We start from the raw sequence: 24824 nt of genomic DNA on the forward strand, positions 1-24824 counted from the left end.
GTGCGGCCATGCGGCTCCTCCTCACCTCCGCCGGCGTCACCAACCCGACGATCCATGCGGCGCTCGTCGACCTGCTGCCCCGCCCGATCGAGGAGTGCCGGGCGCTGGCGATCCCGACGGCGATGCACGGGCACGCGATGGTGGATCCCGAGCGCACCTGGCAGTTCGTGGCCGGACGCTCGCCGCTGCCGATGATCGATCTCGGCTGGGCGTCAGTCGGTCTGCTGGAGCTCACCGCGCTGCCGAGCATCCCCGCGGAGCGCTGGCAGGCGTGGGTGCGGGGGGCCGACGTGCTGCTGGTCTCCGGGGGCGACGCCGTCTACCTCGCCCACTGGATGCGACTCTCCGGCCTGGCCGACCTGCTGGACGACCCCGCCCTGGACCACACCGTCTGGGTCGGGCTCAGCGCCGGCAGCATGGTGATGACGCCGCGCATCGGCGAGGACTTCATGACCTGGCGACCGGCCGACGAGCCGGACCGCGACGACACGACGCTCGGCGTCGTCGACGTCTCGCTCTTCCCCCACCTGGGGATGCCGCCGGAGAACCTGCTGCCCGACGCCGAGCGCTGGGCCGCCGACCTGCCCCACGCGTCGTACGCCATCGACGACGCCACCGCGCTCGTCGTGCGGGATCCCTCCGCCCGGCCGACCCGGGTCGAGGTGGTCTCCGAGGGCGAGTGGCACCGGCTCGGGCCCGCCTGACGCACCGACCGGCAGGGGTCAGTCGCCGGCGCAGTCCTGACCGTGCACCCCGCCGCGGCACGGGCCGTCGGCGTCGACGGCGCCCATGATCCGCTCGGCGATCTGGCCGAGCTGGCGCACCTGGGTCGCGGTGAGCGGGTCGAAGACCAGGCGCCGGACCTCCCGCACGTGGGAGGGCGCAGCGGCGACGACGACGTCCCAGCCGGCGTCGGTGAGGGTGGCGAGGTTCGCGCGCGCGTCGTCGGGGTCGGGACGGCGCTCGATCAGGCCCCGCGACTCCAGCCGCGAGACCACCTGGGAGAGCCGCGAGAGCGATCCCTCGGCGAGGGCGGCGAGCCGGCTCATCCGCAGGGTGCGCTCCGGCGCCTCCGAGAGCGCGGCCATGACGGCGTAGTCGAAGTGGCGCAGGCCGGCGTCGCGGCGCAGCTGGGCGTCGAAGGCCGGCTCGAGGCGGGTGAGCAGACCGGTGAGGGCCATCCAGACGCGACGCTCCTCGTCGTCGAGCCAGGGGGTGTCGTCGGCCATGGTCCTGATCCTAGTCGGAGCAGCACGCCCGGAATAACTTCAACCTTCAAGTGATTGGGGCTATCATTCAGTTCAACCTTGAAGTTCTCGAAAGGAACGCCCGTCATGAACATCGCCCTCTGGATCATCGCCGGACTCCTGGCCGCCGCGTTCCTCGCCGCCGGCGCCATGAAGCTGCTGCAGCCCCGCGAGAAGCTCATCGCCTCCGGTCTCGGCTGGGTCGAGGACTCCTCCGACGGCGCGGTGAAGGCGATCGGCCTCATCGAGGTGCTCGGCGCGCTCGGGCTGATCCTGCCCGCCGCCCTCGACCTCGCTCCCGTGCTCGTGCCGCTCGCGGCCACCGGGCTCGCGCTCACCATGGCCGGCGCCGTGGTGGTGCACGTGCGCCGCGGCGAGACCCAGCCCCCGGCCCTCGGCGCGCCCGTCGTGCTGCTGGTGCTGGCCGCGCTGGTCGCCGTGCTGCGCTTCGGCCCGCAGGCGTTCTGATGCGCGCCCTCCCGGCCGCCCGGGTGCGCACCAGCGTGCGCATCCCGCTCGACCTCGGGCTCGGACGCCCGGTCGTCGCGCAGGTGCACACCTTCGAGGGCCTCCTCGACGGACGCGAGCACCTGCTGCTCGCCCTCGGGGACCCGACCTCGCGGCCGGGAGGCCCCGCTCCACTGGTGCGTCCGCACAGCGAGTGCCTCACCGGCGACGTCCTCGGCTCGCAGCGCTGCGACTGCGGGCCTCAGCTGCGCGAGGCCGTCGACCGGATCTCCGCCGAGGGCGGCTACCTGCTCTACCTGCGCCAGGAGGGCCGCGGCATCGGCCTCTACGCCAAGCTCGACGCCTACCGCCTCCAGGACGAGGGCCTCGACACCTACGCCGCCAACCGCGCACTGGGTCACGGCGAGGACGAGCGCGACTACGGCGTCGCCGCGCAGATGCTGGCGGCCGTGGGGGTCGACCGGATCCGCCTGCTCAGCAACAACCCCGACAAGGCCGCCCAGCTGCGCGCCGACGGCCTCGCGGTGGTCGAGCAGGTGATCACCGGGGTGCACCTCACCGCGGCCAACGACTCCTACCTGAGGGCCAAGCGCGACCACACCGCGCACCTGCTCGACCTGCCGACGCCGGCCTGAGGTCAGCGGCCCGCCGAGCGGCGGTAGCGACGCACCGAGAGCGGGACGAAGACCACGAGGATGCCGACCACCCAGATCAGCGTGTAGAGCGCCGGGTGCTGCATCGACCAGGCGTCGTCGACGGGCGCCCCGGCGCCGAGGTTGCCGAACAGCTCCCGGCTGGCCTGCGTCAGCGAGCTCACGGGGTTCCAGGTGACCAGCCAGCGCAGGACGCCGTCGAAGCTCGAGAGCGGCACGAAGGCGTTGGAGAGGAACGTGGCCGGCATGATGACGATGAACGAGGCGTTGTTGATGACCTCGACGCTGGGCACCAGCAGCCCGACGTAGCCCATGATCCAGCTGACGGCGTAGGCGAAGAGCAGCAGCAGCCCGAAGCCGAGCAGCGCGTCGACGACGCCCTCGCGGATGCGCCAGCCGACCAGCAGGCCGGTGAGCGCCATGATGATCAGCGAGAGCACGTTGTAGACGACGTCGGAGGTGGTGCGGCCCACCAGCACCGCGGCCGGCGACATCGGCAGCGAGCGGAAGCGGTCGATGATCCCCTTCTGCATGTCCTCCGCGAGACCCGCGCCGGTGAAGGTGGCGCCGAAGACCACCGTCTGGGCGAAGATGCCGGCGATGAGGAACTCGCGGTAGTTCACCGAGCCGCCGGGGTCGATGGCGCCGCCGAAGACGAAGGCGAAGAGCAGCACGAACATGATCGGGCTGATCAGCACGAAGACGAGGATCTCGGGCACGCGCTTGATCTTGATGAGGTTGCGCTTGGCGACGACCCAGCCGTCGGTGAGCGCCCGGACCGGGCCGCCGGGACGCACGATCGGGCCGGTGGGCTGCAGGGACGCGCTCATCGGGCGACCTCCTCGGTGTCGGCGGTGTGGGACCCCGCAGGAGCGGCGTCCTCGGTGTGGGACCCCGTGAGGGTCAGGAAGACGTCGTCGAGGGTGGGACGACGCAGGCCGATGTCGAGCACCGCGACGCCGGCGGCCTCCAGGCCCGCCAGCACCCGCGACAGGGCGGCGACGCCGCCGTCGACGGCGGCCGTCAGCTCGCGACCGCCGCCCTCGACGCCGACGGCGCCGAGCGCGACCTCGGCGAGCAGGCCCTGCACCCGGGCGCTGTCGGCGGGGTCGGCCAGGACGACCTCGACGCGCTCGCCGCCGGTCTGGGCCTTGAGCTCGTCGGCGGTGCCGCGCGCGATGGCACGGCCGTGGTCGATGACGACGATGTCGTCGGCGAGGCGGTCGGCCTCCTCGAGGTACTGGGTGGTGAGCAGGAGGGTGGCACCGCCGGTGACGAGGTCGCGGATGACGTCCCACATCTGCAGGCGGGAGGCGGGATCGAGGCCGGTGGTGGGCTCGTCGAGCACGAGCACCGGCGGGGCGGCCACGAGCGCCCCGGCGAGGTCGAGACGACGGCGCATGCCGCCGGAGTAGGTCTTCGAGGGGCGGTCGCCGGCGTCGGAGAGGCCGAAGCGCTCGAGGAGCTCGCGGGCGCGCTCGCGCGAGCGGGTGCGCCCCAGGCCGTAGAGCCGCCCGACCATCTCGAGGTTCTCGAAGCCGGTGAGGTGCTCGTCGACGGCGGCGTACTGGCCGGAGAGCCCGATGCGCGCCCGCACGCCGTCGGGGTCGGCGAGGACGTCGACGCCCGCGACCTCGGCGGTGCCGGAGTCGGGCCGCAGGAGGGTGGTGAGCACGCGCACGGCGGTGGTCTTGCCGGCGCCGTTGGGGCCGAGCAGGGCCAGCACGGTGCCCTCGGGCACGTCGAGGTCGAGGCCGGCGAGGGCCTCGACGCCCTTGAATCGCTTGACGAGCCCGCGGGCTCGGATCATGGGGGTCATGGCGCTCCAGTGGCGGACGGCGCCCCGGCGGGGCGGACGACTCCGACCCTAGGGGCGACCACCGACAGTCGCCATCGACTTCCCCGGAGAGGCCGGCGTCAGCGGCCGCCGACGCCGCCCTCGAGGGCGTGCTCGACGTCGTGCATCCAGCGCCTCGTGCTGACGCCGCCGAGCAGCCCGAGGACCAGGAGGCCCGCGGCGGCGGCGATCACGCCGACCAGCACGGCCCCGGCGGCCACGAGCGACCAGACGACGCCGTCGCCGGCCGAGCCCTCGCCGGGCACGGCCACGACCAGCGCGGCGAGGACGCCGGCGGCGATGCTCACGCCCAGCAGACGGCGAGCGCGACGCCCGGCCCGGCTGCGGCGCGCGCGGGCGTGATGACCGCGGGAGGTCGCCACGACGACGCCGGCTCGGACGACGGTCCAGGCGGCGCCGGTGGCGAGCATCGCCAGGAGGGCCTCGCCGAAGCGGTCGCCGTCGCGGGCGACGGCCACGGCGCCCACGAGGTAGGCGAGCACGAGGACGGCGTCGAGGAGCAGCCCGGCGCGGGTGCCGGGACGCGGCTCGGAGGCGGTGAGGGACGCGGCCATGCCCCCAGGGTGACCCACGACCCCAGCCCCGCGGGCATCGCCACGGCCCCCTCCTCGCACGGGTGAGCCCTCCGATCGACCGCCGACCCGACCGAACGGCCGCTCGCTCACCCCTGTGGGGTGGACGACGGAGCGACTACCCGCGAGTCTGAAGGGCCTGCCGGGCTGTCGGCGGGCGAGGCGTCAGGAGCCAGGACTGTGAGCGACACGAGTCGCACGGACGGACGCCGCACCGAGGGACGCTCGATCGTGCTGGGCGCCGCGCGCTCCTGCATGGCCGAACGCGGCTACCACGGCACGAGCATCCGAGAGATCGCCGCGCGAGCGGGCATGACCTCCGCCGCGCTCTACCACCACTTCTCCAGCAAGCAGGCGGTGCTGGCCGCGCTCATCGACGGCGCGCTCGAGAGGGCCGCGGTGATGGTCGACGAGGCGGTCTCCGGGTCGGCCTCGGATCCGCGCTCCCAGCTGCACGCCACCGTGCGCGCCTGGGCCCTCTTCCACGCCGTGCATCGCGACGACGCCCTCATCGGCTCCAGCGAGCTGCGGAGCCTGGAGGGCGCCCATCTCTCCCATGTCGTGGCGGCCCGCGAGCAGATCGAGGGTCGCCTGGAGTCCATCGTCCTGGCCGGGGTGCACAGCGGTGACTTCGCGGCCGCCGACGCCCTGCTCGCCGCGCGCGCGGTCATGAGCATGGGCAGCTCGATCGTCACCTGGTTCGACCCCACGGGTCCGCTGACGCCCGACGAGATCGCCGACGTCTACGCCAGCCTCGCCCTCGGCGCGGTGCGGGCGGCCGGCTTCGACGACGACGCCGCGGCGGTCGCCGCCGGCCTTCCCTCGCACGCGGCCTCGGAGGCGGCACACCACCTCGCGGGCCTCGCGCCCGCGCTGCCCCCGGTCACCCCCGCCTGACGCCCCTGACGCCCCCCTGACACCCGTCCGGCGCCCGGCTCAGGGCGCCAGGTGCAGACCGGGCGGCCGCTCCTCGCCCCCGCCGCCCAGCGGCGTGAGCTCCTGGAAGGAGCCCGGGGGCGGGGTGACCCCGTTCTCACGGCACCACTCCCCCGGCGGACGCTGCGAACGCCGCGCGATGCCGTTCGACGGCTCCAGCTGCAACGGGATCGGCGGCAGCGGCGGCAGCTCCTGGCCGGCCTCGGCGGCGAGCTCGTCGGCGTCCTTCTCCTCCGACATCCCGATCGGACCGACGCGCTGGGCGTTGAGGAACTGACGCACCACCGGCTCCTCCGAGCTCAGCAGCATCTCGCGGGGGCCGAACATCGCCAGGTGGCGGTGGTAGAGCAGCCCGATGTTGTCCGGCACCGTCCGCGCGGTGTTGATGTCGTGGGTGACGATCAGGAACGTCGCGTCGATCTGGGCGTTCAGGTCCACGATCAGCTGGTTGAGGAACGCGGTGCGCACCGGGTCCAGGCCGGAGTCGGGCTCGTCGAAGAGCACGATCTCGGGGTCGAGCACCAGGGCGCGGGCCAGACCGGCGCGCTTGCGCATGCCGCCGGAGATCTCGCCAGGGAGCTTGTCCTCCGCACCCAGCAGACCGACCAGGTCCATCTTCTCCATCACGATGCGACGGACCTCGGACTCCGACTTCTTCGTGTGCTCGCGCAACGGGAACGCCACGTTGTCGTAGAGGTTCATCGACCCGAACATCGCGCCGTCCTGGAAGAGGACGCCGAACAGCTTCCGGATCTCGTAGAGCTCCTTCTCGCTGCACGACGCGATGTCGGTGCCCTCGATCACCACCGACCCACGATCCGGCTTCAACAGCCCGATCAGCGTCTTCAACAGCACCGACTTGCCCGTGCCCGACGGACCCAGCATCACGCAGATCTCACCCGCCGGCACCGTCAACGAGACGTCACCCCAGATCAGCTGCTTGCCGAAGGACTTCGTCAGGTCCTGGATCTTGATCTCGACGCCCATCGGCAGCGCTCCTCGCAGGTCGGCCCGGGCCTTGGGTCGGCGCGTGGCTGGGGGCAAGGGTCCCCGTCCAGCACCGTGATCGTCAACACACCCGGCCGCGGGCCGGGCTCAGCCCCGCTCGACGGCGGCGTGCTCGCGGGCCGGGTAGAGCGAGGAGTCGAGCACCGCGCCGACGTCGCGGCGCACCAGCCGGGTCATCACCCGGGCCGGAAGCAGCCGCACGCCGAGCCACGTCGATCCGGCGCGATGGCCCAGGACGATGCGGGTGCGCCGGGTGCCCACCGCGTCGAGCACCTCGCGGGCGACGGCGTCGGGCGAGGTCGTCAGGTACTTGCGCGCGAAGCCCGCGCTGGCCTCGTGGCGGGAGATGTTGGTGGCGACGCCGCCGGGGTGCACGAGGTGCACCGCCACGCCGCTGCCGACCAGCTCGGCCGCCAGGGCCTCGGTGAAGCCGCGGACGGCGAACTTGCTGGCGCAGTAGTCGCTGTGGTGCGGGGTGCCGACGAGGCCGAAGAGGCTGGAGACGTTGACGATGGCGCCGGCCTCGCTGCGCAGCACCTGCGGCAGGAAGGCGCGGGTGCCGTGGCGCACGCCGTCGAAGTTGACCGCCATCACCCGGCGGTAGGCGTCCTCGGAGGTGCCCCACACCGGCTGCACCTCGCCCTCGATGCCGGCGTTGTTGAGGACGACGTCGGCCCCGCCGAGCTCGGCCTCCACGAGGTCGGCGAAGTCGAGCATCGCCTCGCGGTCGCTGACGTCGAAGGCGCGGTGGCTGACCCGCGTGCCGGCCGGCAGCAGCGCGACGGTCTCCTCGAGCGCGGCGGCGTCGTAGTCGTTGAGCGCCAGCGCGGCGCCCCGACGGGCCGCCTCGAGGGCGTAGGAGCGGCCCATGCCCGATCCGGCGCCGGTGACGACGACGACGCGTCCTGCGTAGCTCTTCACGGTGCGGTGCTCCTCGCGGTCAGGAGAACGAGTGGTGCTCGGGACGGAACCGCGCGGCCAGGCGACGGAAGGTGAAGGAGAAGCCGGGGAACATCGCGATGACGTGGCCGCTCTTGGACTGGTACCAGGAGTGGCAGCCGCCGGTCTTCCACACGGTGCGGTCCATCTCGCGGTGCACCATCGTCGTGTAGTCGTCCTCGGCACGCTCGGTGACCTCGATGGCCCGGGCCTTGCGGGACCGGACGGCCTCGATCGCCTTGAGGATGTACTTCAGCTGCGACTCGATGACGAAGATCGCGCTGGTGTGGCCGATGCCGGTGTTCGGCCCGGTGACGACGAACAGGTTCGGGAAGCCCGGGATCGTGGTGCCGAGGTAGGCGCGCGGGAACTCGCTCCAGAAGGCGTCGAGCTTGACGCCGTCGCGGCCGATCACGGGGTAGGAGATGACCCCGTCGGTGGCGTCGTAGCCGGTGGACCAGACGATGACGTCGAGGTCGACGTGCTCGCCGGAGGCGGTGACGATGCCGGTGGCGTCGAGGTGGTCGATGCCGTCGGTGCGGTCGTGGAGCGTCGCGTTCGACGCCGCGAGGGCCGGGTAGAGGGTGTCGGAGAGGATGATCCGCTTGCAGCCGATCGTGTAGTCCGGGGTGACCTTCGCGCGCAGCTCGGGGTCGGCGATCTGGGTCTCGATGTGCTTGAGCGCCGTGGCCTGGGCGACCTTCTTGAGCATCTTCTCGGAGTACTTGAACCCGATGACGCGGGTCTCCAGCGACCAGTAGATGCCGGTGCGCAGCGCCTTGTGCAGCGCCTTGACGCCGAGCAGGCGGCGCTCGAGCGGGGAGAAGGCGCGGTCGGGGCGCGGCATCACCCAGTGCGGGCTGCGCTGGAAGACGTGGAGCTCGCCGACCTCGGGCTGGATGGCCGGGATGAGCTGGGCGGCCGAGGCGCCCGAGCCGACGACGGCGACGCGCTTGCCGGCGAGGTCGACGTCGTGGTTCCAGTCGTTGGTGTGGAAGGTGACGCCCTCGAAGTCCTCGCGGCCGGGGAACGGCGGGACCACCGGCGTCGAGAGCGGACCGGAGGCGTTGACGAGGAACTGGCCGTGGAAGGTGCCGGCGCCGTCGGTGCGGACCTCCCAGCCGTCACCGACCCACTCCACCTCGAGCACGTTGGCGTTGGTGACCGTGCGCTCGCGCAGGCCGTGCTTGGCGATGACATGCTCGGTGTACTCCTGCAGCTCGGCCTGGTCGGCGAACATCTGGCTCCAGGCGTAGGGCTCCGACGAGATGGAGTACAGCGGCGACTGCACGTCGACGGCCGCGCCCGGGTAGGAGTTCTGGCACCACGTGCCGCCCATGAAGTCGCGCCGCTCGAGCAGGACGAAGTCGTCGATGCCGTGCTTGCGCAGCTCGATGGCGGTGCACTGGCCGCCGAAGCCGCTGCCGATGATGACGACGGCGTGGCGGTGGACGGTCGCGTCGGAGGCGGCGGGCCGGCCGTCGGGCTGGACGTCGGGTGCGGTGCTGGAGGTGGTCATGCGGACTCCGGGTGGTCGGGGTCGCCGACGGTGGCGACAGGGCCACTCTAATCTGATGACGCTCGATTCCGCATGGGGTTGAGAGACACCTCACCCAGGGTGGATCCCCCGGCCCCGTCCGTCTCAGTCCTGGCCGACGCCGTAGGCGATCGCGCGCAGGAAGCGGCGCAGGCCCGCGACGACGTCGGCGCGCGGCAGCTGCGACCCCGAGTGCAGCCACGCCATGATCGCGTGGCTCAGCCCGCCGACGACGGCGCGCCGCAGCGTCACGAGCTGGTCCTCGGGGAGGTCGCCCAGCAGGCCGGAGTCGGCGATCAGCCCGGTGAGCAGGCCCCCGAACTCCTCCATGCGCTGCAGGTAGGCGGCGTCGACGCGCTCGCTGACGCCGATGACCTCGAACCACACGACGCGGCCCAGCCGCGGGTCGCTCTCGACGAGGGAGAGGAAGGCGTCGAGGCCGTCCTGGGCCAGCTCGCCGATGTCGCCGGAGTGGGCCTGGGCGACCTCCAGGACGGTGTCGCGCAGCCGGTCCATGCAGGCCTCGTAGACGGCCAGCAGGAGGTCCTCGGTGCTGGCGAACTCCTCGTAGAAGTACCGGTCGGCCACCCGCGCCTCGCGGCACAGCTGGCGGACGGTGGCCGCGGAGTAGCCCACCGAGCCGAACACGTCGAGGCCGGCGTCGAGGAGCTGACGCCGCCGCCGCGCGGCGCGGTCGGCCGCGGACTCGCCGCCGTAGGTGCGGCCCGTCGCCGCGGTGCTCCCGGATGCCACGACGCCCCTCAGCCCAGCCGCAGCGCGGCGATGAGCCGGCGGGCGACCTCGCCGCCCTCGGCCAGGGCGACGTCGAGCGCGGCCGGGACGTCGAGACCCTCGCGCAGGCGATGCAGGGCGGCGTCGGGATCGGCGGCCGAGCCGGCGGCGCCCGCCGCGCGGTAGAGCTCGGCCAGCCGCGCCTCGGCGCGCTCGAGGTCGGCGGGGACGAACTCCCACGGCACGTCGTGCGCACGGTCGAGGATCGCCAGTCGCAGCGCCGCCGGCGAGCAGCGGCCGAGCAGGTCGTCGACGAGCACGAGGTTGCCGGTGGACTTGGCCATCTTGGCGCCGTCGAGGCGCACCTCGCCGACGTGCAGCGTCGCCCGCGCGAAGGGGGTGACGCCGGTGGCGCTGGAGACCATCGCGGCCAGGTAGGCGTGGTGGGGGAAGAGGAGGTCCTCGCCGCCGGCCAGCACCTCGACCGACGAGCCGTGCACGGCCAGCGCCATCGCGGCGCACTCGGCATGCCAGCCGGGCCGCCCCCAGCCCCACGGGCTCGGCCAGGCCGGGCGGCCCTCCTCCGAGGCCCGCCACACGGGCACGTCGAAGGGGTCCTCCTTGGCCGGGTGGTCGGGCTCCTCGCCGTACTCGGCGAAGCGCCGCAGGGCGTCGTCGTGCTCCAGGCCGCTGGCCGCCGCGACGGCGCCGCCGCGGAACCAGACCGTGCCGTCGACCTCGTAGGCGGCGCCCCCGTCGAGCAGGGCCTGGGCCAGCTGCTGGACGGTGTCGACGTGGTGGCGGGCGTGCGGCTCGGCCTGCACCGGCGCCACCGAGAGCGCCCGCAGGCTCTGGCCGAAGACGGCCTCCTGGCCCAGCGCGAACTCGTCGTAGTGACGCCCCCGCGCCTGCGCGGCGTCGAGCAGGACGTCGTCGACGTCGGTGATGTTGCGGCACACCCGCGCCTCGACGCCCGTGCCGCGCAGCAGCCCGGCCAGCAGGTCCGCCCACACGAACGTGGCGGCGTGGCCGAGGTGGGTGACGTCGTAGGGCGTGATGCCGCAGACGTAGACGCGGGCCGCGCCGACGACGCCGAGGCGCACGCCGCCCAGCGTCAGGGACGCGGGCGCGGGCGGGAGCGCGCCCACGCGGTGGGCGAGGTCGGTGATGCCGGGACCGAGCTGACGAGCCATGACCCGATCCTCCCACTGCCGGGCGGGGTGTCGGAGGGGGATCGCCGCTCAGCCTCGCGCGCGCTCGGCCGCCCGGGCCGCGGTGGCCTCGAGCCGCAGCGCCGCCAGCCGGCGACGCGCATGCCGATCGAGCGTCTCCTCCTCCGCGCGCTCGCACAGCAGCAGGCAGCGCTCGGGGTCGCCGTGACGCCGCGCGTCCTCGGCGGCGTCGAGCAGCATCGCCTCGGCCCACGGCTCGCCGATCGAGCCGCAGCGCTGCAGGGCGACCAGCACGTCGGTGCGGCGATCGTCGCGAACGCCCCAGCGGCGGGCCAGCAGCCCGGCCAGGCGTCGCTCCTCGACCGTGCCCGCGGATCCGGCGACCAGCTCCTCGACCCGGGAGCCACGGACGCGCAGGGCGTCGTCGAGCAGTCGCGCGGCGCGCAGCACCGGCAGGCGCTCCTCGACGACGGCGGGCTCGCGCTCGGCCACGGCGGCGAGGTCGTCGACGTCGCCGCGCCCGCGCAGGACCGCCGCGGCGCGGACGACCGCGCGGCCGGCGTCGTCGAGGGCCGCGAGCTCGCGGGCGACGTGGAGGTGGAGGGGTGCGCTGGGCGCGCGGTGCAGCGCGAGGTCGAGCAGGCCCGGATCGCCGTTGCTGCGCACGAGGAGCTGGCGGGCGAGGGTCAGCGGCACCGCCGACGCCTCGACGCCGCGGTGCACGCCGATGCGAGCGCGCACCTCGTCGACGTCGAGGGGCTGCAGGAGGACGGTGTGCGCCCGCAGGGCCTCCAGGAGGCCGGCCAGCGGGCCGTCGGGGATGCCCAGGTCGTAGACGCAGCCGCCCAGGAGCAGCCCGGGCGACTCGCGGCCGGCGCACAGCGCGCGCAGGACCGCCGCCGAGCTCGCGTCGAGCTCGTGGGCGCCGTCGACGACGAGCAGGCGTCCGCCCAGCGCGGCCGCCAGCGAGGCGGCCAGCTGCTCGGTGGAGCGGCCCGCGATCGAGCCGGCGCCGAGCACCTCGGCCACCAGGCCGAGCGGCGCCGTGGCGTCACCGCGGCGGGCCTCCAGGCGCACGACGGCCGACGCGTCCCCGGCAGCCGCGACCACCGCGTCCAGGACGGTGCTGACCCCGGAGCCCGGACGACCGCCCGCGAACGCGACCGAGCCCTCGGCGAGCACCTCCTGGAGGCGCGCCGACGGCAGGTGCCGTGCTGGGCGGGCGGGCATGCTCGCAATCTAGACGCCCGCCCCACACCGGGGCGAGCGCGCGGCCCCGTGCGGACGGGTGGGCCGCGGACGGGTCAGCCGCGCGGCTCGTCGTCCTCGCGGATCGGGATGGTGCGGCGCTTGGGCTCCTGGGTGCGGGCCTCCTCGCCGTAGACGCCCTCGACGCGGGCCTTCTCGACCTTCTTCAGCTGGCGGGTCAGGCTCCAGCCGAGGAAGCCGACCAGCAGGCACAGGCCGACGAAGATGGCCAGGGCACCCCAGCCGGCCTTGACGTCCTCGGGCTTCGGGCTCTTGTCCTCGGTCGAGACGACGACCGACGCGAGGTCGGCGAGGTGCGCGGTGAGCGGGCTGAGGGCGTGGACGAGGTCGATCACGGGTGCTCCTCGGGGTCGATGCCGGCGAAGAGGTCGTCCTCCGGCGTCTGGGACGGGACGTGGCTGGTGACGAGCTCGAAGTCCTCGGTGGGCCACACCTCGGCCTGCAGCTCGCGGGGCACCGCGAACCAGAAGCCGTCGGGGTCGATCTGGGTGGCGTGGGCCAGGAGGGCCTGGTCGCGGACGCCGAAGAACTCCGCGCACGGGACCTTGGTGGTGACGCGGGCGTCCCACTCGGGCTCCGGCTTCCAGTCGCGCAGGCGCTCCTCCCACGGCGACTCCAGGCCGTGGGCCAGCATCGCGTCGTGGAGGCGCTGCATGCGCTCGCGGTTGAAGGAGTGGTGGTAGTAGAGCTTGGCGACCTGCCAGGGCTCGCCGGACTCGGGGTAGCGCTCGGGGTCGGCGGCCCACTCGACGGCGGCCACGGAGATCTCGTGGCACTTGATGTGGTCGGGGTGGGGGTAGCCGCCGCGCTCGTCGTAGGTGGTGAGCACGTGGGGGCGCACCTCGCGGATGAGGCGCACCAGCGGCGCGGCCGCCTCCTCCAGCGGCACCAGGCCGAAGCAGCCCTCCGGCAGCGGCGGCTTGGGGTCGCCCTCGGGCCAGCCGGAGTCGACGAAGCCGAGCCAGTGCTGGGTGATGCCGAGGATGTCGCGGGCCCGCTCCATCTCCTGGCGCCGGATCTCGGTGATGTTCGCGAGGATCTCGGGCCGGTCCATCCTGGGGTTCAGCACCGAGCCGCGCTCGCCGCCGGTGCAGGTGGCGACGTGGACCTCGACGCCCTGGGCCACGTACTTGGCGGTGGACGCCGCGCCCTTGCTCGACTCGTCGTCGGGGTGGGCGTGCACGTGCATCAGGCGCAGGCCGCTGCGGGGCGCGGTCGCGGGGGCGTCGGACATGGGCTTCATGGTAGGTGGGACCATGGAGGGGTGAGCGCACCGGACCTGACCGACCACGATCTGGCCGACCGCTACGGCACCCGCCGCCCGTGGGGACGTCGCGGGGCCATCCTGGCCAGCGTCGTCGTCGCCGCGATCTTCGGCGGCTGGCTCGCCTGGACCACCCTCGAGCAGTCCGACCCCGAGGTGAGCTCGGAGCTGCTCGGCTTCGAGGTCACCGGCCAGCACTCCGCCGAGGTGAAGATCGCCGTCAAGGTCCGCGGCGGCGTCGACCCCTCCACCGCCCGCTGCCTGCTGCGCGCCTACGCCGCCGACCACACCACCGTCGGCGAGAAGGTCTTCGTCCCCACCGGCTCGGGCCGCTACACCCCCAGCGTCCGCACCGAGCGCGAGGCGACGTCGGTGGAGTCCGTCGGCTGCACCACCCCCACCCAGAACCGGCCGCGGTGACGGGGGCTGTGGAGGATTCGTGGCCTGGGGGAACGCCGAAAGATTGAGCGGCTGACCGCTGAACCTCTCGGTTGGAGTTCGAACCTTCGAACGCCAACCGTGCGTTTCGGCGGCGGACCGCCGAAACGCACACGCCCCCGGCGCGAGCCAGGAACCGTCCACAGCCCTCCGGCGGGGTGAGGTCGCCCACAGCGTCGACCTGCGTCCGGGGGCCGGCGTTGCTACATTGGACGGACCGATCGTGCCGGAAGGGCCGTCAGAACGGCCCGCACCGCTCGATGCGAACGCCGTTCCCGGCGTCCCGAGCCAGCACGAGACCACCCGCGGCGGATCCACCGCGCGGGCCACACACGCACACGCAGGAGAACGCCATGACGCAGTCGAGCCAGCAGGCCCAGCAGACGATCTGGCTCACCCAGGAGGCCTACGACAAGCTCCAGGCGGAGCTCGAGGAGCTCAAGGGGCCGGTGCGCCAGGAGATCATCGACCGGATCAGCGCCGCCCGCGACGAGGGTGACCTCAAGGAGAACGGCGGCTACCACGCCGCCCGCGAGGAGCAGGGCAAGCTCGAGGGCCGCATCCTCCAGCTCCAGGACATGCTCGAGCGCGCCGAGGTCGGCGAGACCCCGGCCGACGACGGCGTCGTCGGTCCCGGCATGGTCGTCACCTACAAGTTCGACGGCGATGACGACGACGAGGCCGAGACCTTCCTGCTCGGCGCCCGCGAGATCGAGCCCGAGGGCCTGAAGGTCTACTCCCCGCAGTCGCCGCTGGGCGCGGCCATCCTCGGCCACCGCACCGGCGAGACGGTCGCCTACGAGGCGCCCAACGGCAAGCAGCTCCAGGTCGTCATCCTCGACGCCAAGCCGTTCGTCGGCTGAGGTCCCCCACGACGCCCCACGAGGCGGTCCCCCACGCGGGGGGCCGCCTCGTGTGCTGTTCGGACTGCTCTCGGGACTGGTCCAGGGACTGCTCTCGGACTCAGATGGTGAACCGGGAGATCAGCGTCTTGAGCTGACTGGCCATGCCGGCCAGCTGGGTGGCGGCCTGGAGGGTGTTCTGCGCGCCCTCGCTGGTGTCGCCGGCGGCGGTCGCGACCCGGGTGACGTCCTCGGCGATGCCCCCGGCGCCCGTGGCGGCCTCGGTGACCGAGCGGGCGATCTCGTTGGTGGTGGCCGTCTGCTCCTCCACCGCCGAGGCGATCGTCGTCTGGATGTCGTTGATCCGGCCGATGACCTCGGAGATCTCGCTGATCGCGGTGACCGCGCCCTGGGTGTCGCCCTGGATCGCCTCGATCTTGCGGCCGATGTCCTCGGTGGCCTTGGCGGTCTCCTTGGCCAGCTCCTTGACCTCGTTGGCGACCACCGCGAAGCCCTTGCCGGCATCGCCGGCCCGGGCGGCCTCGATGGTGGCGTTGAGGGCCAGGAGGTTGGTCTGCTGGGCGATCGAGGTGATCACCTTGATGACCTGGCCGATCTCCGCGGAGGAGTCGCCGAGGTTGGAGACGGTCTCCTGGGCCGAGGACGCCGTGTGCACGGCCGTGGTGGCCACGGTGGAGGCCTCGGTGGCGTTCTGCGCGATCTCGCGGATCGAGGCCGTCATCTCCTCCGCCGCCGAGGCGACGGTCTGGATGGAGACGCTGACCTCCTCCGAGGCCGCGCTGGCCGAGGCGGCGCGGTCGGAGGTCATCGACGCCCCGTCGCCCATGCCCTGGGCGAGGATCGTCAGCTGCTCGGCGGAGATCTCCAGCTCCTGGGCGGTGGCGCCGATGTTGGCCATCGACTCGCGCAGCGCCTCCAGCAGGACGCTCAGGCCCCCGGCGAGCTGGCCGACGGCGTCCTCCCCCGACACGGTGACCGGACGGGTCAGGTCGCCGGCGGCGGCCGCCCGCACGACCTCGAGGACGGAGTCGACCTTGGCGGCCATCTCGGCGGCCTCGATGCGCTCGCGCTCCTCCTTGGCGATGCGCTCCAGCGCGCTGGAGAAGATCCGGCCGACGTTGCGCAGCGCCTCGAGACGGCCCACGGTCGGGTGCAGGGTCTCGGTGGCGAAGAAGTCCATCGTGCCGACGACCTGGCCGCCGATCATGATCGGGAAGCAGACGCCGGACTTCACGCCGACGCGCTGGGCGACGGGCGCCCGCACGCAGTCGGTCATCTCGCCGATGTCCTGGGTGAAGAAGAGGTCCTCGGTGGCCCAGGCACGACCCGAGAGGCCGACGCCGCGGGCGAAGGACGCCTCGAGGGTGACCTTGCGGAACTCCGGGCCGGCGTCGCCGGACTCGAGGTTGAAGTGCAGGCGGTCGTCGGACTCGTCGATCTTCCAGTACGAGCCGTAGGCCCAGCCGAACTCCTCGCGCACGGTGTCGAGCACGGTGCGGGCGGCGTCCTCGACGGTCGAGGCCTGGCCGATGACGGCGAGGACGCGGTTGACCGCCGCGGAGTCGCTGAGGGTCTCGGCGAGCTCGCGCTCGGAGCGCAGCTTGTCGGTGATGTTCTCCCACGTGGCCATGGCGCCGACGTACTGACCCTCGCGGTCGCGGATGGCGTGCACCTGGAGGTCGAGGGTCTCCGGGCCGATCGAGATGTTCGCGCGACGCGGCAGCAGGCTCGGGTCGGCGAGGATGGCGCGCTGGTAGTCGGGGTTCTTGTGGAAGATGTCGAGGTTCGAGCCGACGATCGCCGACGGCGAGATCGGCAGCCAGTCGGCCAGCCGCAGCAGGCCCTCCCGGGTCGCCTCGTTGACGTAGGTGATGGTGAAGTCGCGGTCGGCGATCATCACCCGGCTCGGGACGACGTCGAGGATGCCCGGCAGCGAGGCCAGGTCGACGGCCTCGGTCGAGACGGGCGCGGCGTCCAGGGCGGTGGGGACGGGTGCAGCGGTGTGCTGGGGACCGTCGATGAGCTCGGTCACGGGGTTCCTCCGGTGGTCTCGGCGAGCGTGGAGACGTCCACGGCCCGGTCGGCGTCCAGGACGAGCAGGATGGCCCCGGGACGGGGCATCACCCCGACGACGGCGTCCTGGACCGTCGCGGGAAGGTTGGCCGGCGTGACCTGAAGGTCGCGCAGGTCGGCGTCGATGACCTCGCCGATGTCGTCGACGAGCAGCGAGACGACCTCGCCGCGCGAGCGGACGATGACGTTCATCGGCAGCACGCCCTCGGCCCGGGGCGGCAGCGCGAGGCGGCAGCGCAGGTCGAGCGCGGTGACGATCTGCCCGCGCAGGTTGATCAGGCCGAGCACGGACTCCGGCGCGCACGGCACCACGGTCATCTCCTGGTAGCGCAGCACCTCCTGCACCCACTCCACGTCGACGCCGAAGAACAGGCCGTCGACCCAGAACGTGCACAGCTGCCGGACGCCGGTGCGGGTGGCGGCGGTCGCCGCGGTGGTGGCGGTCATCGCGCACCTGCCATGAGGGGTCGGACGACGGCGTCGAGGTCGACGAGGTCGGTGACGCGGTCCTGGACCACGGCCGAGCCGAGGACGCCGGGACGACGCCCGACCTCCGTGGCCACGACGGCCTCCTCGACGACGTCGAGCACCCGGTCGATGACGATGCCCACGCGTCGGCCCTCCTCCTCGTGCACGACCACCGAGATCTGCTCGGTGGCCTCGGCGGACTCGACCAGGCCGATGGCGGAGGCCAGCCGCACCAGCGGCAGGATCCCGTCGCGGTACTGGACGACCTCGGCGGAGCCGGAGCGCTCGACCCGGGCGAGGTCGAACTCCTCCAGCCGCGAGACGGCGGTGAGCGGCAGGGCCGCCCGACGACCCGAGGCGATCTCGAGCACGAGCAGCGCCCGGCTGTCGACGGCGTCGGAGCGGTGGCCCTCGTCGGGCTGGGCCACGGTGGCCAGCTCGCGGTCGCGGGCGATGCCGGCGACGTCGAGGATCAGCGCGACGCGGCCGTCGCCCATGATCGTGGCCCCGGCGTACATCGGCAGCGCCTTGAGCTGGCGGCCGATCGGCTTGACGACGATCTCCTGGGTGTCGTGGACCTCGGTGACGCACAGGCCGAAGCGGGTGTCGTCGGCCTGGACGACCACGATGGTGAGGGCGTCGACGGAGCCGACCTTGAGGGCCGGGCCGCCGAGGGCCTCCGCGAGGGTCACCAGCGGCAGCAGGCGTCCGCGCAGCCGCAGCACCGGGGCGCCGGCGAGCACCTCGACGCTGTCGCGCAGGTCGCGGCCCTCGAGCCGGACGAGCTCGACGAGGTTGGCCTGCGGGATGGCGTAGCGCTCGCCGGTCTCGCCGACGACCAGCGCCGGGATGATGGCCAGCGTCAGCGGGATCCGGACGCGGACCGTGGTGCCGGAGCCGACCACGCTGGCGAGGTCGACGCTGCCGCCGATGCGCTCGATGCTGGTGCGCACGACGTCCATGCCGACGCCGCGGCCCGACACGTTGGTGACCTGGGCGGCGGTCGAGAAGCCGGGCCGGAAGATCAGGTCGAGGATCTCGCGGGTCTCCATGCGGGTGATCGCCTCGCGGGAGACGACGCCGCGGGCGACGGCGGCCGTCGCGATCTTGTCGGGGTCCATGCCGCGGCCGTCGTCGGTGATCTCGACGACCACCTGGCCGCTCTCGTGGAAGGCGCGCAGCGCGAGGCGTCCCTGGGTGGGCTTGCCGGCGGCGATGCGGTCGGCCGGCGGCTCGATGCCGTGGTCGAGGGAGTTGCGCACCAGGTGGGTCAGCGGGCCCTTGAGCGCCTCGAGCAGCGAGCGGTCGAGCTCGGTCTCGTGGCCCTCCATCTCCAGGTTGACCTCGCGGCCGAGCTGGTGGGCCAGGTCGCGCACGATCCGCGGCATCTTCGACCAGACCTGGCCGATGGGCTGCATGCGGGTGCGCATGACGCTCTCCTGCAGCTCCGAGGCCACGAGGTCGAGGCGCTGCGCGGCGCGGACGAGCTCGACGTCGTCGGCGTCGTCGGTGCGCTGCAGGATCTGGTTGCGGGTGAGCACCAGCTCGCCGACGAGCTGCACGAGCCCGTCGAGGAGGTCGATGTCGACGCGCACCGAGGAGTCGACGACGCCGCGCTTGGCGGTCTCCTCCTCGTGGTGCTCCGGCTCCTCGGCGAGCGCCTCGACGACGGCGGCCGCCTCGAGGACAGGCTCAACGACGGGCTGGGCGACGGGCTCGACGACGGGCTCGACGACGGCCTCGACGGCCTCCACGACCGGCTCGGGGATCGCCTCGGCAGCGGGCTCAGCGGGCTCGGCGGCGGCACGCGGGGTGCCGGCGAGCGTGGCCTCGAGGTGGGCGACGACGTCGTCGACGGGCACGCTGGGCGCCTCGTCGGTGCCGTCGGCCTCGATCGCCTCCAGCAGCGCGCGGACGGTGTCGACCATCCGCAGCAGCACGCCGGCGATCTCGGAGTCCATGGTCATCTTGCCGTCGCGCAGGCGGGAGAGCAGGTTCTCCCCGACGTGCGTGAGCCGCTCGAGGCGGCCGAAGGCGAGGAACCCGCTGGTCCCCTTGATGGTGTGGATCGTGCGGAAGATGCTGGACAGCAGCTCCCGCGACTCGGGCGACTGCTCCAGCTCGACGAGGTCGCGATCGAGCTGGTCGAGGTTCTCGTGGCTCTCGACCAGGAACTCCGCGACGATCTCGGCATCCTCGTTCATGGGCATCCTCCTTCCGTGGTGGACGCCTGGACCATCGGCGCAGCGGAAGGGCACCTGAGGGGTCGTCTGGTCCGGTCCCCCCGCCCGGAGGGCACCCGCGGGACCACCCGGACGCACGACGCCCGCCGTCCCGGAGCGGGAGGGCGGGCGTGTCAGGGGCGTGTCAGGGGCGTGTCAGGGGCCGGTCAGGGGCCGGTCAGTCGGTGGGATCGTCCTGGGGCGCCGGGGCGGCGGGCGGCTGGGGACGCGGGGTGCGCTGGTCGCGCAGCGCCTGCGCGAGGGAGGCGACGGTGGCGTCGTCCGGCGAGGCCGCGGCCTGGTTGGAGTCGCCGAGCTCCTGGAGCAGCTCGGCGCGGTTGACGGCCACCGAGCGGGGAGCGTCGATGCCGACCCGCACCACGTCGCCTCGCACCTCGAGGATCGTGATGGTGACGTCGTCCCCGATCACGACGCTCTCGCCGACGCGGCGACTCAGGACCAGCATGCGGGGAACGCTACCGGTCCGACCCTGATCAGGGCAGCAGGGCCGCGCGGATCGGCAGGTCGGCGTCGTCGAGGATGACCTGCGCGGCGCGCCGCGAGACGGTGTCGACGACGATCGGCGCGAGCAGGTTGGCGGTGGTGTCGGCCAGGCCGGTGCCGGCGTTGAGCACGACGAGCACCAGGACGTCCTCGGCGCGCGCGATGCCGAGCTCGGCGACGACGGCGTCGGGCAGCTCGGGGGCGTAGTCGGGGAAGAAGACCTGCGGCGGCACGACGAGGAAGCGCAGGTCGGGGTCGGCCACCGAGCGCAGCGCGCACAGCACGCCGTCGTCGTCGAGCTGGACGAGGGCGAACTCGCCGGCGTCGGCGAAGCCCGGCATCGGCCGCACGAAGCGCAGCACCGGCAGCTCGGCCGGAGCGTCGTCGGCCGCGGGGCTGACGGGGCTGACGGGGCTGACGGGGTGGAGGTCGGTCGCGATCATCGTGGTCACCTCAGGAAGTCGATCAGGCTGGGCTGCATCACCTTGGCCGTCGCGGAAAGCGCGGCCTGGTAGGCGACCTGCTGCATCTGCAGGTCGACCATGGTCTTGGGGAGGTCGGCGTCCTCGACCTCGGAGAGCGAGGTGCGCAGGGCGATCAGCGCGTCCTTGCCCTTCTGGGCCGCGCCGTCGACGCGGTTGTAGGCCGCGCCCACGGTGGCCTGGGCCGTCGTGATCGCGTTCTGGCGGGCGCTCAGCCTGGCCAGGGCCGTCTGCATGCCGGCCTGGTCCCCCGCGCGCAGGGCGGTGGAGAGGTCGGCGAGCTCGTCGAAGGCCGAGGCGCCGTCGGGCCCGACGACGTCGGTGCCGGACACGTCCACGCGCACCTTCACGCCGTCGGCGATGGTGCGCTGCACCTGTCCGGTGTCGCCGACGTAGTGGCCGGTGGTGGCGTCGAAGGCGGCCGAGCCGGCGGTGGTGCCGCCGAGGATCGGGCGGCCCAGGTAGGTGGTGTTGGCCTGGGAGATCAGGTCGGCGCGCAGCTGGTCGACCTCGACGGCCAGCGACTCGCGCGCCGTCGCCGAGGACGAGCCGGTGCTCGCACCCTGGAGGGCGAGCTCGCGGGCGCGGCGCACGGTGCTGCCCATCGTCGAGAGCGTGGTGTCGGCGGTGTTGAGCCAGCCGATGCCGTTCTCGGCGTTGCGGACGTAGCGCTCGGTGTCGCCGATGGAGACCCGCGTGCGCATCGAGGCGGTGGCGTCGGTCGGCGAGTCCGAGGCCCGGTTGAGGACCTTGCCGGTGGAGAGCTGCTCCTGCAGGTCGGCGTACTTGGAGAGGCCGGACTGCAGGTTGCGCAGCGAGGTGGCCACCATCATCGGCTGGGTGACGCGGACGGTGCTCATCGCGTGATCCCGGTGCGGTTGATGAGGGTGTCGAGGACGGCGTCGACCGTCGTCATCACCCGGGCCGCGGCCTCGTAGGCGCGCTGCGCGGTCATCATCGAGACCATCTCCTCGTCGAGGTTGACGCCGGAGAGCTGCTGGCGCGCGTTGTCGATCTGCGTGGTGAGCAGCCGCTGGGTGCTCGCCTGCCGCTTCACCGAGGCGACCTCGGTGCCGAAGCCGGTGACCAGGCGCTGGTAGTCGCCCTCGAGGGAGCCGCTGGTGCCGAGGCGGTCGGCGATCGATCCGTCGAGGCCGCCGCCGGCGACGCCGGAGGCGGCCAGCCTCGAGGTGTCGGTGATCGTGACGGCCAGCGAGGCGGCCTCGTCGCCGGCGGTGTAGGAGAGCAGGGGACCACCGGCCGCGCCGGACTGGTCGTAGCCGCCCTGGTGGATCGCGTTGACCGAGTCGGCCAGCGAGCGGGCCACGGCGTTCAGGCCGGCGGTGTACGCCGGCAGCGTCGTGGTGAGCAGGTCGCTGACCGCGCCGATCTCGCCGGTCAGGCCGGCGACCGGCGTCGTCGTGGCGCCCGAGGTGATCGCCAGCGACAGCGGGTTGCCGTCCGCGGTGCCGTCGGGATTGACACCGGAGGCCACCGAGAGCCGTCCGGCGACGGGGCCGTTGACCAGCGAGGCGCCGCCGACGACCACGTCGAGGCCGCCGTCGGAGCGCACCGACACGGTGCCGCCGGTGAGCTCGGCCAGGCGCATGCCGAGCTGGTCGCGCTGGTCGAGGAGGTTGGAGACGTCGACGCCGTCGAGCGAGGACGCGGTGATGGTGCGGTTGGTGTCGGCCAGCTGCGAGGCGACGGTGTTGGCCTCGCTCACCGAGGACAGCAGGTGGCTGCGCTGATTCGCGGTCTCGGCGGCGACGGCGCCGGCCTGGGCGTGGATCGCGTCGGCGAGGGCGGTGGCCGAGCTCAGCACGGTCTGGCGGACCGCCGAGCTGCCGGGGTCGTTGGCGAGGTTGTGCCACGAGGCGCGGAAGTCCTTCAAGGCCGCCGAGACGCCGTTGTCGCCCGGCTCGCCGATGCCGCTCTCGACGCGCTGCAGCACGGTCGAGCGGACGTCGAGGTAGGTCTGGGTGCCGTGCTGGGTGCGCGAGCGCGCGTCGAGGAGGTCGTCGTTGAGCCGCTGGACGCCCCGGGTGGACACGCCACCGCCGACGCCGTCGTAGCGCGACCACTGGGCCGGCGCGGACGGCGCGCCGATCGCCTCGCCGAGCACCCGGCGTCTGGTGTAGCCCTCGGTGGTGACGTTGGCGATGTTGTTGCTCGCGGTCTCCAGCGACGCCGAGGTGTAGCGCAGCGCGGTGAGCGCGGTGTTGAGCGAGGAGAAGGAGCCGACCATCACAGGCTCCGGTCGACCAGGCGAGGTCCGGCCGGGCCGCCGACGGCGGTGCCGTCGGGGCTGTAGCCCTGCTTCTCGGCGTGGTCGTCCCCGAGCGCGAGCAGCGTCTCGCGCGCGGAGTGGTAGCCGCTGGTGATGAGGTCGCGGTTGGCGTCGGCCATCTCGGTGATCTGGCGGGTGACGGCGGCGAACGCCTCGCGGTGGTCCAGCAGGATCGTGCGCCACGGCTCCGGCGAGGCCTCGGCCAGCGCGGACAGCGACGGGTTCGGCGCCAGGCCGACCATCGAGGCGGCCTCGTCGGCGGCGACGGCGCGCAGCACCTCGGTCTCCCGCAGCGTCTCCAGGGTCTGCTCGACCTCGCGCGCGGCGCGCATGAGCCACGTCGTGCGGGCGCTGGCCAGGACGAGCTGCTCCACCTCGAGGCGATAGAGGAGCAGCTCGAGAAGGTCGCGCTCGCGCCAGAGGATCTGGGAGAGCTTCTCCACGTCGGTGACTCCTTCGCTGGTTCGAGTCGATCAGGCAGCCCGATCTGCTGACGGGAGACCCATCGGCGTCCGCGAGCAGGACCTGAGCGAACCGGGCCCACGGCTCCTGCCGCCACTCCCCCGAATCTCAACGCCCTCTCAACACCAGGCCCCCGATCGTGGGCCTGAGGTCCCGCCGGCCGACGACGATCAGATCGACCATGTAGTCACAACGGGTGGTTCCTCATCTTTTCCTTAGGCATCCGCCGGGGTGCGGGTGCAGAGTCTGGGACGTCGGGTGTCAGGGAGGGCCTCGACAGAAGCATGAGAACCAGGGGGGGATAGCGATGCGCGTTCAGTGGCTTCGCAAGGAAGAGGGCGGCCGTCCGGTCGTCGACGTCGTCGAGCAGGGCCGGTGGGCCCGATGAGCGCGGCGGAGGGCTTCGACGCCTACGACAACGTCGAGCACCTGCCGACGCCCGTCGACACCGACGAGCTCGTCGTGGCGCACATGGGCCTGGTCTCGCACATCGTGCGGGAGACCATGAGCCGGGTGCCGGCGCACGTCAGCCGTGACGACCTGCACTCCGCCGGCCTGACCGCGCTGGTCAAGGCGGCGCGGGCCTTCGAGCCCGGCCGGGGCGTCCCGTTCACCCGCTACGCCGCGAGCCGCATCCGCGGCGCGATCCTCGACGAGCTGCGCGGCATCGACTGGGCCTCGCGCTCGGTGCGTCGCCGCGGCCGTGAGCTCGACGAGGCCCGCAGCAGGCTCGCCGCCCGCCTGGGCCGCGCCGCCGACAACGCCGAGGTGGCCGCCGAGCTCGGCATCTCGGTGGCGGAGATCGAGAACAACGACGGCGACGTCGCCCGCGCCAACGTGCTGTCCCTCCAGGGCGGCTCGGAGACGCCGTTCGAGGAGCTGCTCGTCAGCGACGGCCCCACGCCCGAGGAGCTCGTCGAGCACCGCGAGCGCCTGGCCTACCTCGTCGACGCGATCGAGGAGCTGCCCGAGCGACTGCGCATCGTCGTGCGGGAGTACTTCCTCGCCGAGCGGCCGATGGCCGAGATCGCCGCGACCCTGGGCGTCACGGAGTCGCGGGTCTCCCAGATCCGCGCCGAGGCGCTCGTGCTGCTGCGCGATGCGATGAACTCCGCGCTCGACCCGGCCCTGGTGCCGGCCCACCCGCGTCCCGACGGCTGCGCCGCGCAGCGTCGCGCCGCCTACTTCGACGCCGTCGCCGCCCGGCACGCCTCGCACCGCGGCGTCCCGGTGGTGAGCCAGCAGCTGCACTCCGCCGGCTGAGCCGGCTGACTCCGGCAGACATCCGGCAGACATCCGCACCACGGCCGAGGGCCCGCTGGCGGGGAGCCTGCAGCTGTGGCCACACCGGCACCAGACCGACGCGA

Annotated in this window: 27 protein-coding genes; 7 read left to right on the forward strand and 20 right to left on the reverse strand. The window is 73.2% G+C overall.

Annotated features, from left to right (window positions below):
* Nucleotides 1–8: 8 nt before the first annotated feature.
* Nucleotides 9–704 (forward strand): Type 1 glutamine amidotransferase-like domain-containing protein, encoded by a 696-nt coding sequence (locus tag ACZDWJ_RS13480; protein WP_463521481.1) that lies wholly within the window; start codon nt 9–11, stop codon nt 702–704.
* An 18-nt stretch (nt 705–722) separates the two neighbouring features.
* On the opposite strand, the gene ACZDWJ_RS13485 is transcribed toward ACZDWJ_RS13480, so the two are convergent.
* Nucleotides 723–1229: a MarR family winged helix-turn-helix transcriptional regulator gene (locus tag ACZDWJ_RS13485; protein WP_463521482.1), complete on the reverse strand. Its 507-nt coding sequence runs from the start codon at nt 1227–1229 to the stop codon at nt 723–725.
* A 105-nt stretch (nt 1230–1334) separates the two neighbouring features.
* Here ACZDWJ_RS13485 and ACZDWJ_RS13490 point away from each other — a divergent pair, with 105 nt between their 5' ends.
* Both ACZDWJ_RS13490 and ACZDWJ_RS13495 read left to right on the forward strand, forming a co-directional pair.
* Nucleotides 1335–1715, forward strand: a complete 381-nt coding sequence (locus ACZDWJ_RS13490; RefSeq protein ID WP_463521483.1) for a DoxX family protein — start codon at nt 1335–1337, stop codon at nt 1713–1715.
* Nucleotides 1715–2350, forward strand: a complete 636-nt coding sequence (locus tag ACZDWJ_RS13495) for a GTP cyclohydrolase II (protein ID WP_463521484.1) — start codon at nt 1715–1717, stop codon at nt 2348–2350. Before ACZDWJ_RS13490 ends, ACZDWJ_RS13495 begins: the two co-directional genes overlap by 1 nt.
* 2 nt (nt 2351–2352) lie before the next feature.
* Here ACZDWJ_RS13495 and ACZDWJ_RS13500 read toward each other — a convergent pair whose 3' ends face one another.
* The 3 genes from ACZDWJ_RS13500 to ACZDWJ_RS13510 all read right to left on the reverse strand — a co-directional run bounded on the left by ACZDWJ_RS13500 (nt 2353) and on the right by ACZDWJ_RS13510 (nt 4780).
* The gene (locus ACZDWJ_RS13500) at nt 2353–3198 is read right to left on the reverse strand and encodes an ABC transporter permease (RefSeq protein WP_463521485.1); all 846 of its coding nucleotides are present in this window, start codon (nt 3196–3198) and stop codon (nt 2353–2355) included.
* A complete protein-coding gene (locus ACZDWJ_RS13505; RefSeq protein WP_463521487.1) occupies nt 3195–4187 on the reverse strand; it encodes an ATP-binding cassette domain-containing protein in 993 nt (330 codons plus the stop codon). Before ACZDWJ_RS13505 ends, ACZDWJ_RS13500 begins: the two co-directional genes overlap by 4 nt.
* Nucleotides 4188–4285: 98 nt before the next feature.
* Nucleotides 4286–4780 carry a hypothetical protein gene (locus ACZDWJ_RS13510; protein WP_463521489.1) on the reverse strand — a complete coding sequence of 165 codons (495 nt, stop codon included), beginning with the start codon at nt 4778–4780 and terminating at the stop codon, nt 4286–4288.
* 198 nt (nt 4781–4978) lie between these two features.
* Between ACZDWJ_RS13510 and ACZDWJ_RS13515 the strand changes: the two genes are divergently transcribed.
* The gene (locus ACZDWJ_RS13515) at nt 4979–5695 is read left to right on the forward strand and encodes a TetR family transcriptional regulator (RefSeq protein WP_463521491.1); all 717 of its coding nucleotides are present in this window, start codon (nt 4979–4981) and stop codon (nt 5693–5695) included.
* A 39-nt stretch (nt 5696–5734) separates the two neighbouring features.
* On the opposite strand, the gene ACZDWJ_RS13520 is transcribed toward ACZDWJ_RS13515, so the two are convergent.
* The 8 genes from ACZDWJ_RS13520 to mca all read right to left on the reverse strand — a co-directional run bounded on the left by ACZDWJ_RS13520 (nt 5735) and on the right by mca (nt 13625).
* Nucleotides 5735–6721, reverse strand: coding sequence for an ABC transporter ATP-binding protein (locus tag ACZDWJ_RS13520; protein ID WP_463521493.1), 987 nt, complete (start codon nt 6719–6721; stop codon nt 5735–5737).
* A 108-nt stretch (nt 6722–6829) separates the two neighbouring features.
* Entirely contained in the window at nt 6830–7663 is an 834-nt protein-coding gene (locus ACZDWJ_RS13525) for an SDR family NAD(P)-dependent oxidoreductase (RefSeq protein WP_463521495.1), read from the reverse strand.
* Nucleotides 7664–7682: 19 nt separating this feature from the next.
* On the reverse strand, nt 7683–9200 hold the full coding sequence (locus ACZDWJ_RS13530) for a flavin-containing monooxygenase (protein ID WP_463521497.1): 1518 nt from the start codon (nt 9198–9200) through the stop codon (nt 7683–7685).
* 123 nt (nt 9201–9323) lie between these two features.
* The gene (locus ACZDWJ_RS13535; protein ID WP_463521499.1) at nt 9324–9971 is read right to left on the reverse strand and encodes a TetR/AcrR family transcriptional regulator; all 648 of its coding nucleotides are present in this window, start codon (nt 9969–9971) and stop codon (nt 9324–9326) included.
* Nucleotides 9972–9979: 8 nt separating this feature from the next.
* A complete protein-coding gene (locus tag ACZDWJ_RS13540) occupies nt 9980–11143 on the reverse strand; it encodes a cysteine--tRNA ligase (RefSeq protein ID WP_463521501.1) in 1164 nt (387 codons plus the stop codon).
* 48 nt (nt 11144–11191) lie between these two features.
* Nucleotides 11192–12352 carry a hypothetical protein gene (locus ACZDWJ_RS13545; protein ID WP_463521503.1) on the reverse strand — a complete coding sequence of 387 codons (1161 nt, stop codon included), beginning with the start codon at nt 12350–12352 and terminating at the stop codon, nt 11192–11194.
* A 74-nt stretch (nt 12353–12426) separates the two neighbouring features.
* Complete coding sequence (locus tag ACZDWJ_RS13550) at nt 12427–12726, reverse strand: hypothetical protein (protein ID WP_463521505.1); 300 nt, start codon at nt 12724–12726, stop codon at nt 12427–12429.
* Nucleotides 12723–13625: a mycothiol conjugate amidase Mca gene (gene mca, locus ACZDWJ_RS13555; RefSeq protein ID WP_463521507.1), complete on the reverse strand. Its 903-nt coding sequence runs from the start codon at nt 13623–13625 to the stop codon at nt 12723–12725. The genes ACZDWJ_RS13550 and mca overlap by 4 nt, the downstream gene beginning before the upstream one ends.
* A gap of 30 nt (nt 13626–13655) precedes the next feature.
* Here mca and ACZDWJ_RS13560 point away from each other — a divergent pair, with 30 nt between their 5' ends.
* Together ACZDWJ_RS13560 and greA are read left to right on the forward strand one after the other, a co-directional pair.
* Nucleotides 13656–14075, forward strand: a complete 420-nt coding sequence (locus ACZDWJ_RS13560) for a DUF4307 domain-containing protein (RefSeq protein WP_463521509.1) — start codon at nt 13656–13658, stop codon at nt 14073–14075.
* 371 nt (nt 14076–14446) lie between these two features.
* Nucleotides 14447–14956 (forward strand): transcription elongation factor GreA, encoded by a 510-nt coding sequence (greA, locus tag ACZDWJ_RS13565; RefSeq protein ID WP_463521511.1) that lies wholly within the window; start codon nt 14447–14449, stop codon nt 14954–14956.
* 100 nt (nt 14957–15056) lie between these two features.
* On the opposite strand, the gene ACZDWJ_RS13570 is transcribed toward greA, so the two are convergent.
* From ACZDWJ_RS13570 to ACZDWJ_RS13605, 8 genes are all read right to left on the reverse strand, one after another.
* Nucleotides 15057–16988, reverse strand: coding sequence for a methyl-accepting chemotaxis protein (locus ACZDWJ_RS13570; protein WP_463521513.1), 1932 nt, complete (start codon nt 16986–16988; stop codon nt 15057–15059).
* Nucleotides 16985–17476, reverse strand: coding sequence for a chemotaxis protein CheW (locus ACZDWJ_RS13575; RefSeq protein ID WP_463521515.1), 492 nt, complete (start codon nt 17474–17476; stop codon nt 16985–16987). Before ACZDWJ_RS13575 ends, ACZDWJ_RS13570 begins: the two co-directional genes overlap by 4 nt.
* Nucleotides 17473–19701 carry a chemotaxis protein CheA gene (locus ACZDWJ_RS13580; protein WP_463521517.1) on the reverse strand — a complete coding sequence of 743 codons (2229 nt, stop codon included), beginning with the start codon at nt 19699–19701 and terminating at the stop codon, nt 17473–17475. The genes ACZDWJ_RS13575 and ACZDWJ_RS13580 overlap by 4 nt, the downstream gene beginning before the upstream one ends.
* A 196-nt stretch (nt 19702–19897) precedes the next feature.
* Nucleotides 19898–20185, reverse strand: coding sequence for a carbon storage regulator CsrA (gene csrA, locus ACZDWJ_RS13585; RefSeq protein WP_463521519.1), 288 nt, complete (start codon nt 20183–20185; stop codon nt 19898–19900).
* Between the two features lie 28 nt (nt 20186–20213).
* Entirely contained in the window at nt 20214–20666 is a 453-nt protein-coding gene (gene fliW, locus ACZDWJ_RS13590) for a flagellar assembly protein FliW (protein WP_463521521.1), read from the reverse strand.
* 5 nt (nt 20667–20671) lie between these two features.
* Complete coding sequence (gene flgL, locus ACZDWJ_RS13595) at nt 20672–21565, reverse strand: flagellar hook-associated protein FlgL (protein ID WP_463521523.1); 894 nt, start codon at nt 21563–21565, stop codon at nt 20672–20674.
* Complete coding sequence (flgK, locus tag ACZDWJ_RS13600; protein WP_463521525.1) at nt 21562–22953, reverse strand: flagellar hook-associated protein FlgK; 1392 nt, start codon at nt 22951–22953, stop codon at nt 21562–21564. Before flgK ends, flgL begins: the two co-directional genes overlap by 4 nt.
* The gene (locus ACZDWJ_RS13605; RefSeq protein ID WP_463521526.1) at nt 22953–23438 is read right to left on the reverse strand and encodes a flagellar protein FlgN; all 486 of its coding nucleotides are present in this window, start codon (nt 23436–23438) and stop codon (nt 22953–22955) included. Before ACZDWJ_RS13605 ends, flgK begins: the two co-directional genes overlap by 1 nt.
* Before the next feature lie 403 nt (nt 23439–23841).
* Between ACZDWJ_RS13605 and ACZDWJ_RS13610 the strand changes: the two genes are divergently transcribed.
* Entirely contained in the window at nt 23842–24720 is an 879-nt protein-coding gene (locus ACZDWJ_RS13610) for a sigma-70 family RNA polymerase sigma factor (protein WP_463521528.1), read from the forward strand.
* The last annotated feature ends 104 nt before the right edge of the window (nt 24721–24824 follow it).

The organism is Nocardioides sp. B129/18 (assembly GCF_055282735.1).

Bases quoted from the DNA above. Each gene is read 5' to 3' on its own strand.
- flgL (WP_463521523.1), bottom strand. From the start codon at position 21,565: ATGAGCACCGTCCGCGTCACCCAGCCGATGATGGTGGCCACCTCGCTG.
- ACZDWJ_RS13575 (WP_463521515.1), bottom strand. From the start codon at position 17,476: ATGACCGCCACCACCGCGGCGACCGCCGCCACCCGCACCGGCGTCCGG.
- ACZDWJ_RS13505 (WP_463521487.1), bottom strand. From the start codon at position 4,187: ATGACCCCCATGATCCGAGCCCGCGGGCTCGTCAAGCGATTCAAGGGC.
- mca (WP_463521507.1), bottom strand. From the start codon at position 13,625: ATGTCCGACGCCCCCGCGACCGCGCCCCGCAGCGGCCTGCGCCTGATG.
- fliW (WP_463521521.1), bottom strand. From the start codon at position 20,666: ATGATCGCGACCGACCTCCACCCCGTCAGCCCCGTCAGCCCCGTCAGC.
- ACZDWJ_RS13485 (WP_463521482.1), bottom strand. From the start codon at position 1,229: ATGGCCGACGACACCCCCTGGCTCGACGACGAGGAGCGTCGCGTCTGG.
- ACZDWJ_RS13580 (WP_463521517.1), bottom strand. From the start codon at position 19,701: ATGAACGAGGATGCCGAGATCGTCGCGGAGTTCCTGGTCGAGAGCCAC.
- ACZDWJ_RS13480 (WP_463521481.1), top strand. From the start codon at position 9: ATGCGGCTCCTCCTCACCTCCGCCGGCGTCACCAACCCGACGATCCAT.
- ACZDWJ_RS13490 (WP_463521483.1), top strand. From the start codon at position 1,335: ATGAACATCGCCCTCTGGATCATCGCCGGACTCCTGGCCGCCGCGTTC.
- ACZDWJ_RS13545 (WP_463521503.1), bottom strand. From the start codon at position 12,352: ATGCCCGCCCGCCCAGCACGGCACCTGCCGTCGGCGCGCCTCCAGGAG.
- ACZDWJ_RS13530 (WP_463521497.1), bottom strand. From the start codon at position 9,200: ATGACCACCTCCAGCACCGCACCCGACGTCCAGCCCGACGGCCGGCCC.
- ACZDWJ_RS13520 (WP_463521493.1), bottom strand. From the start codon at position 6,721: ATGGGCGTCGAGATCAAGATCCAGGACCTGACGAAGTCCTTCGGCAAG.
- flgK (WP_463521525.1), bottom strand. From the start codon at position 22,953: ATGGTCGGCTCCTTCTCCTCGCTCAACACCGCGCTCACCGCGCTGCGC.
- greA (WP_463521511.1), top strand. From the start codon at position 14,447: ATGACGCAGTCGAGCCAGCAGGCCCAGCAGACGATCTGGCTCACCCAG.
- ACZDWJ_RS13510 (WP_463521489.1), bottom strand. From the start codon at position 4,780: ATGGCCGCGTCCCTCACCGCCTCCGAGCCGCGTCCCGGCACCCGCGCC.
- csrA (WP_463521519.1), bottom strand. From the start codon at position 20,185: ATGCTGGTCCTGAGTCGCCGCGTCGGCGAGAGCGTCGTGATCGGGGAC.
- ACZDWJ_RS13610 (WP_463521528.1), top strand. From the start codon at position 23,842: ATGAGCGCGGCGGAGGGCTTCGACGCCTACGACAACGTCGAGCACCTG.
- ACZDWJ_RS13500 (WP_463521485.1), bottom strand. From the start codon at position 3,198: ATGAGCGCGTCCCTGCAGCCCACCGGCCCGATCGTGCGTCCCGGCGGC.
- ACZDWJ_RS13540 (WP_463521501.1), bottom strand. From the start codon at position 11,143: ATGGCTCGTCAGCTCGGTCCCGGCATCACCGACCTCGCCCACCGCGTG.
- ACZDWJ_RS13495 (WP_463521484.1), top strand. From the start codon at position 1,715: ATGCGCGCCCTCCCGGCCGCCCGGGTGCGCACCAGCGTGCGCATCCCG.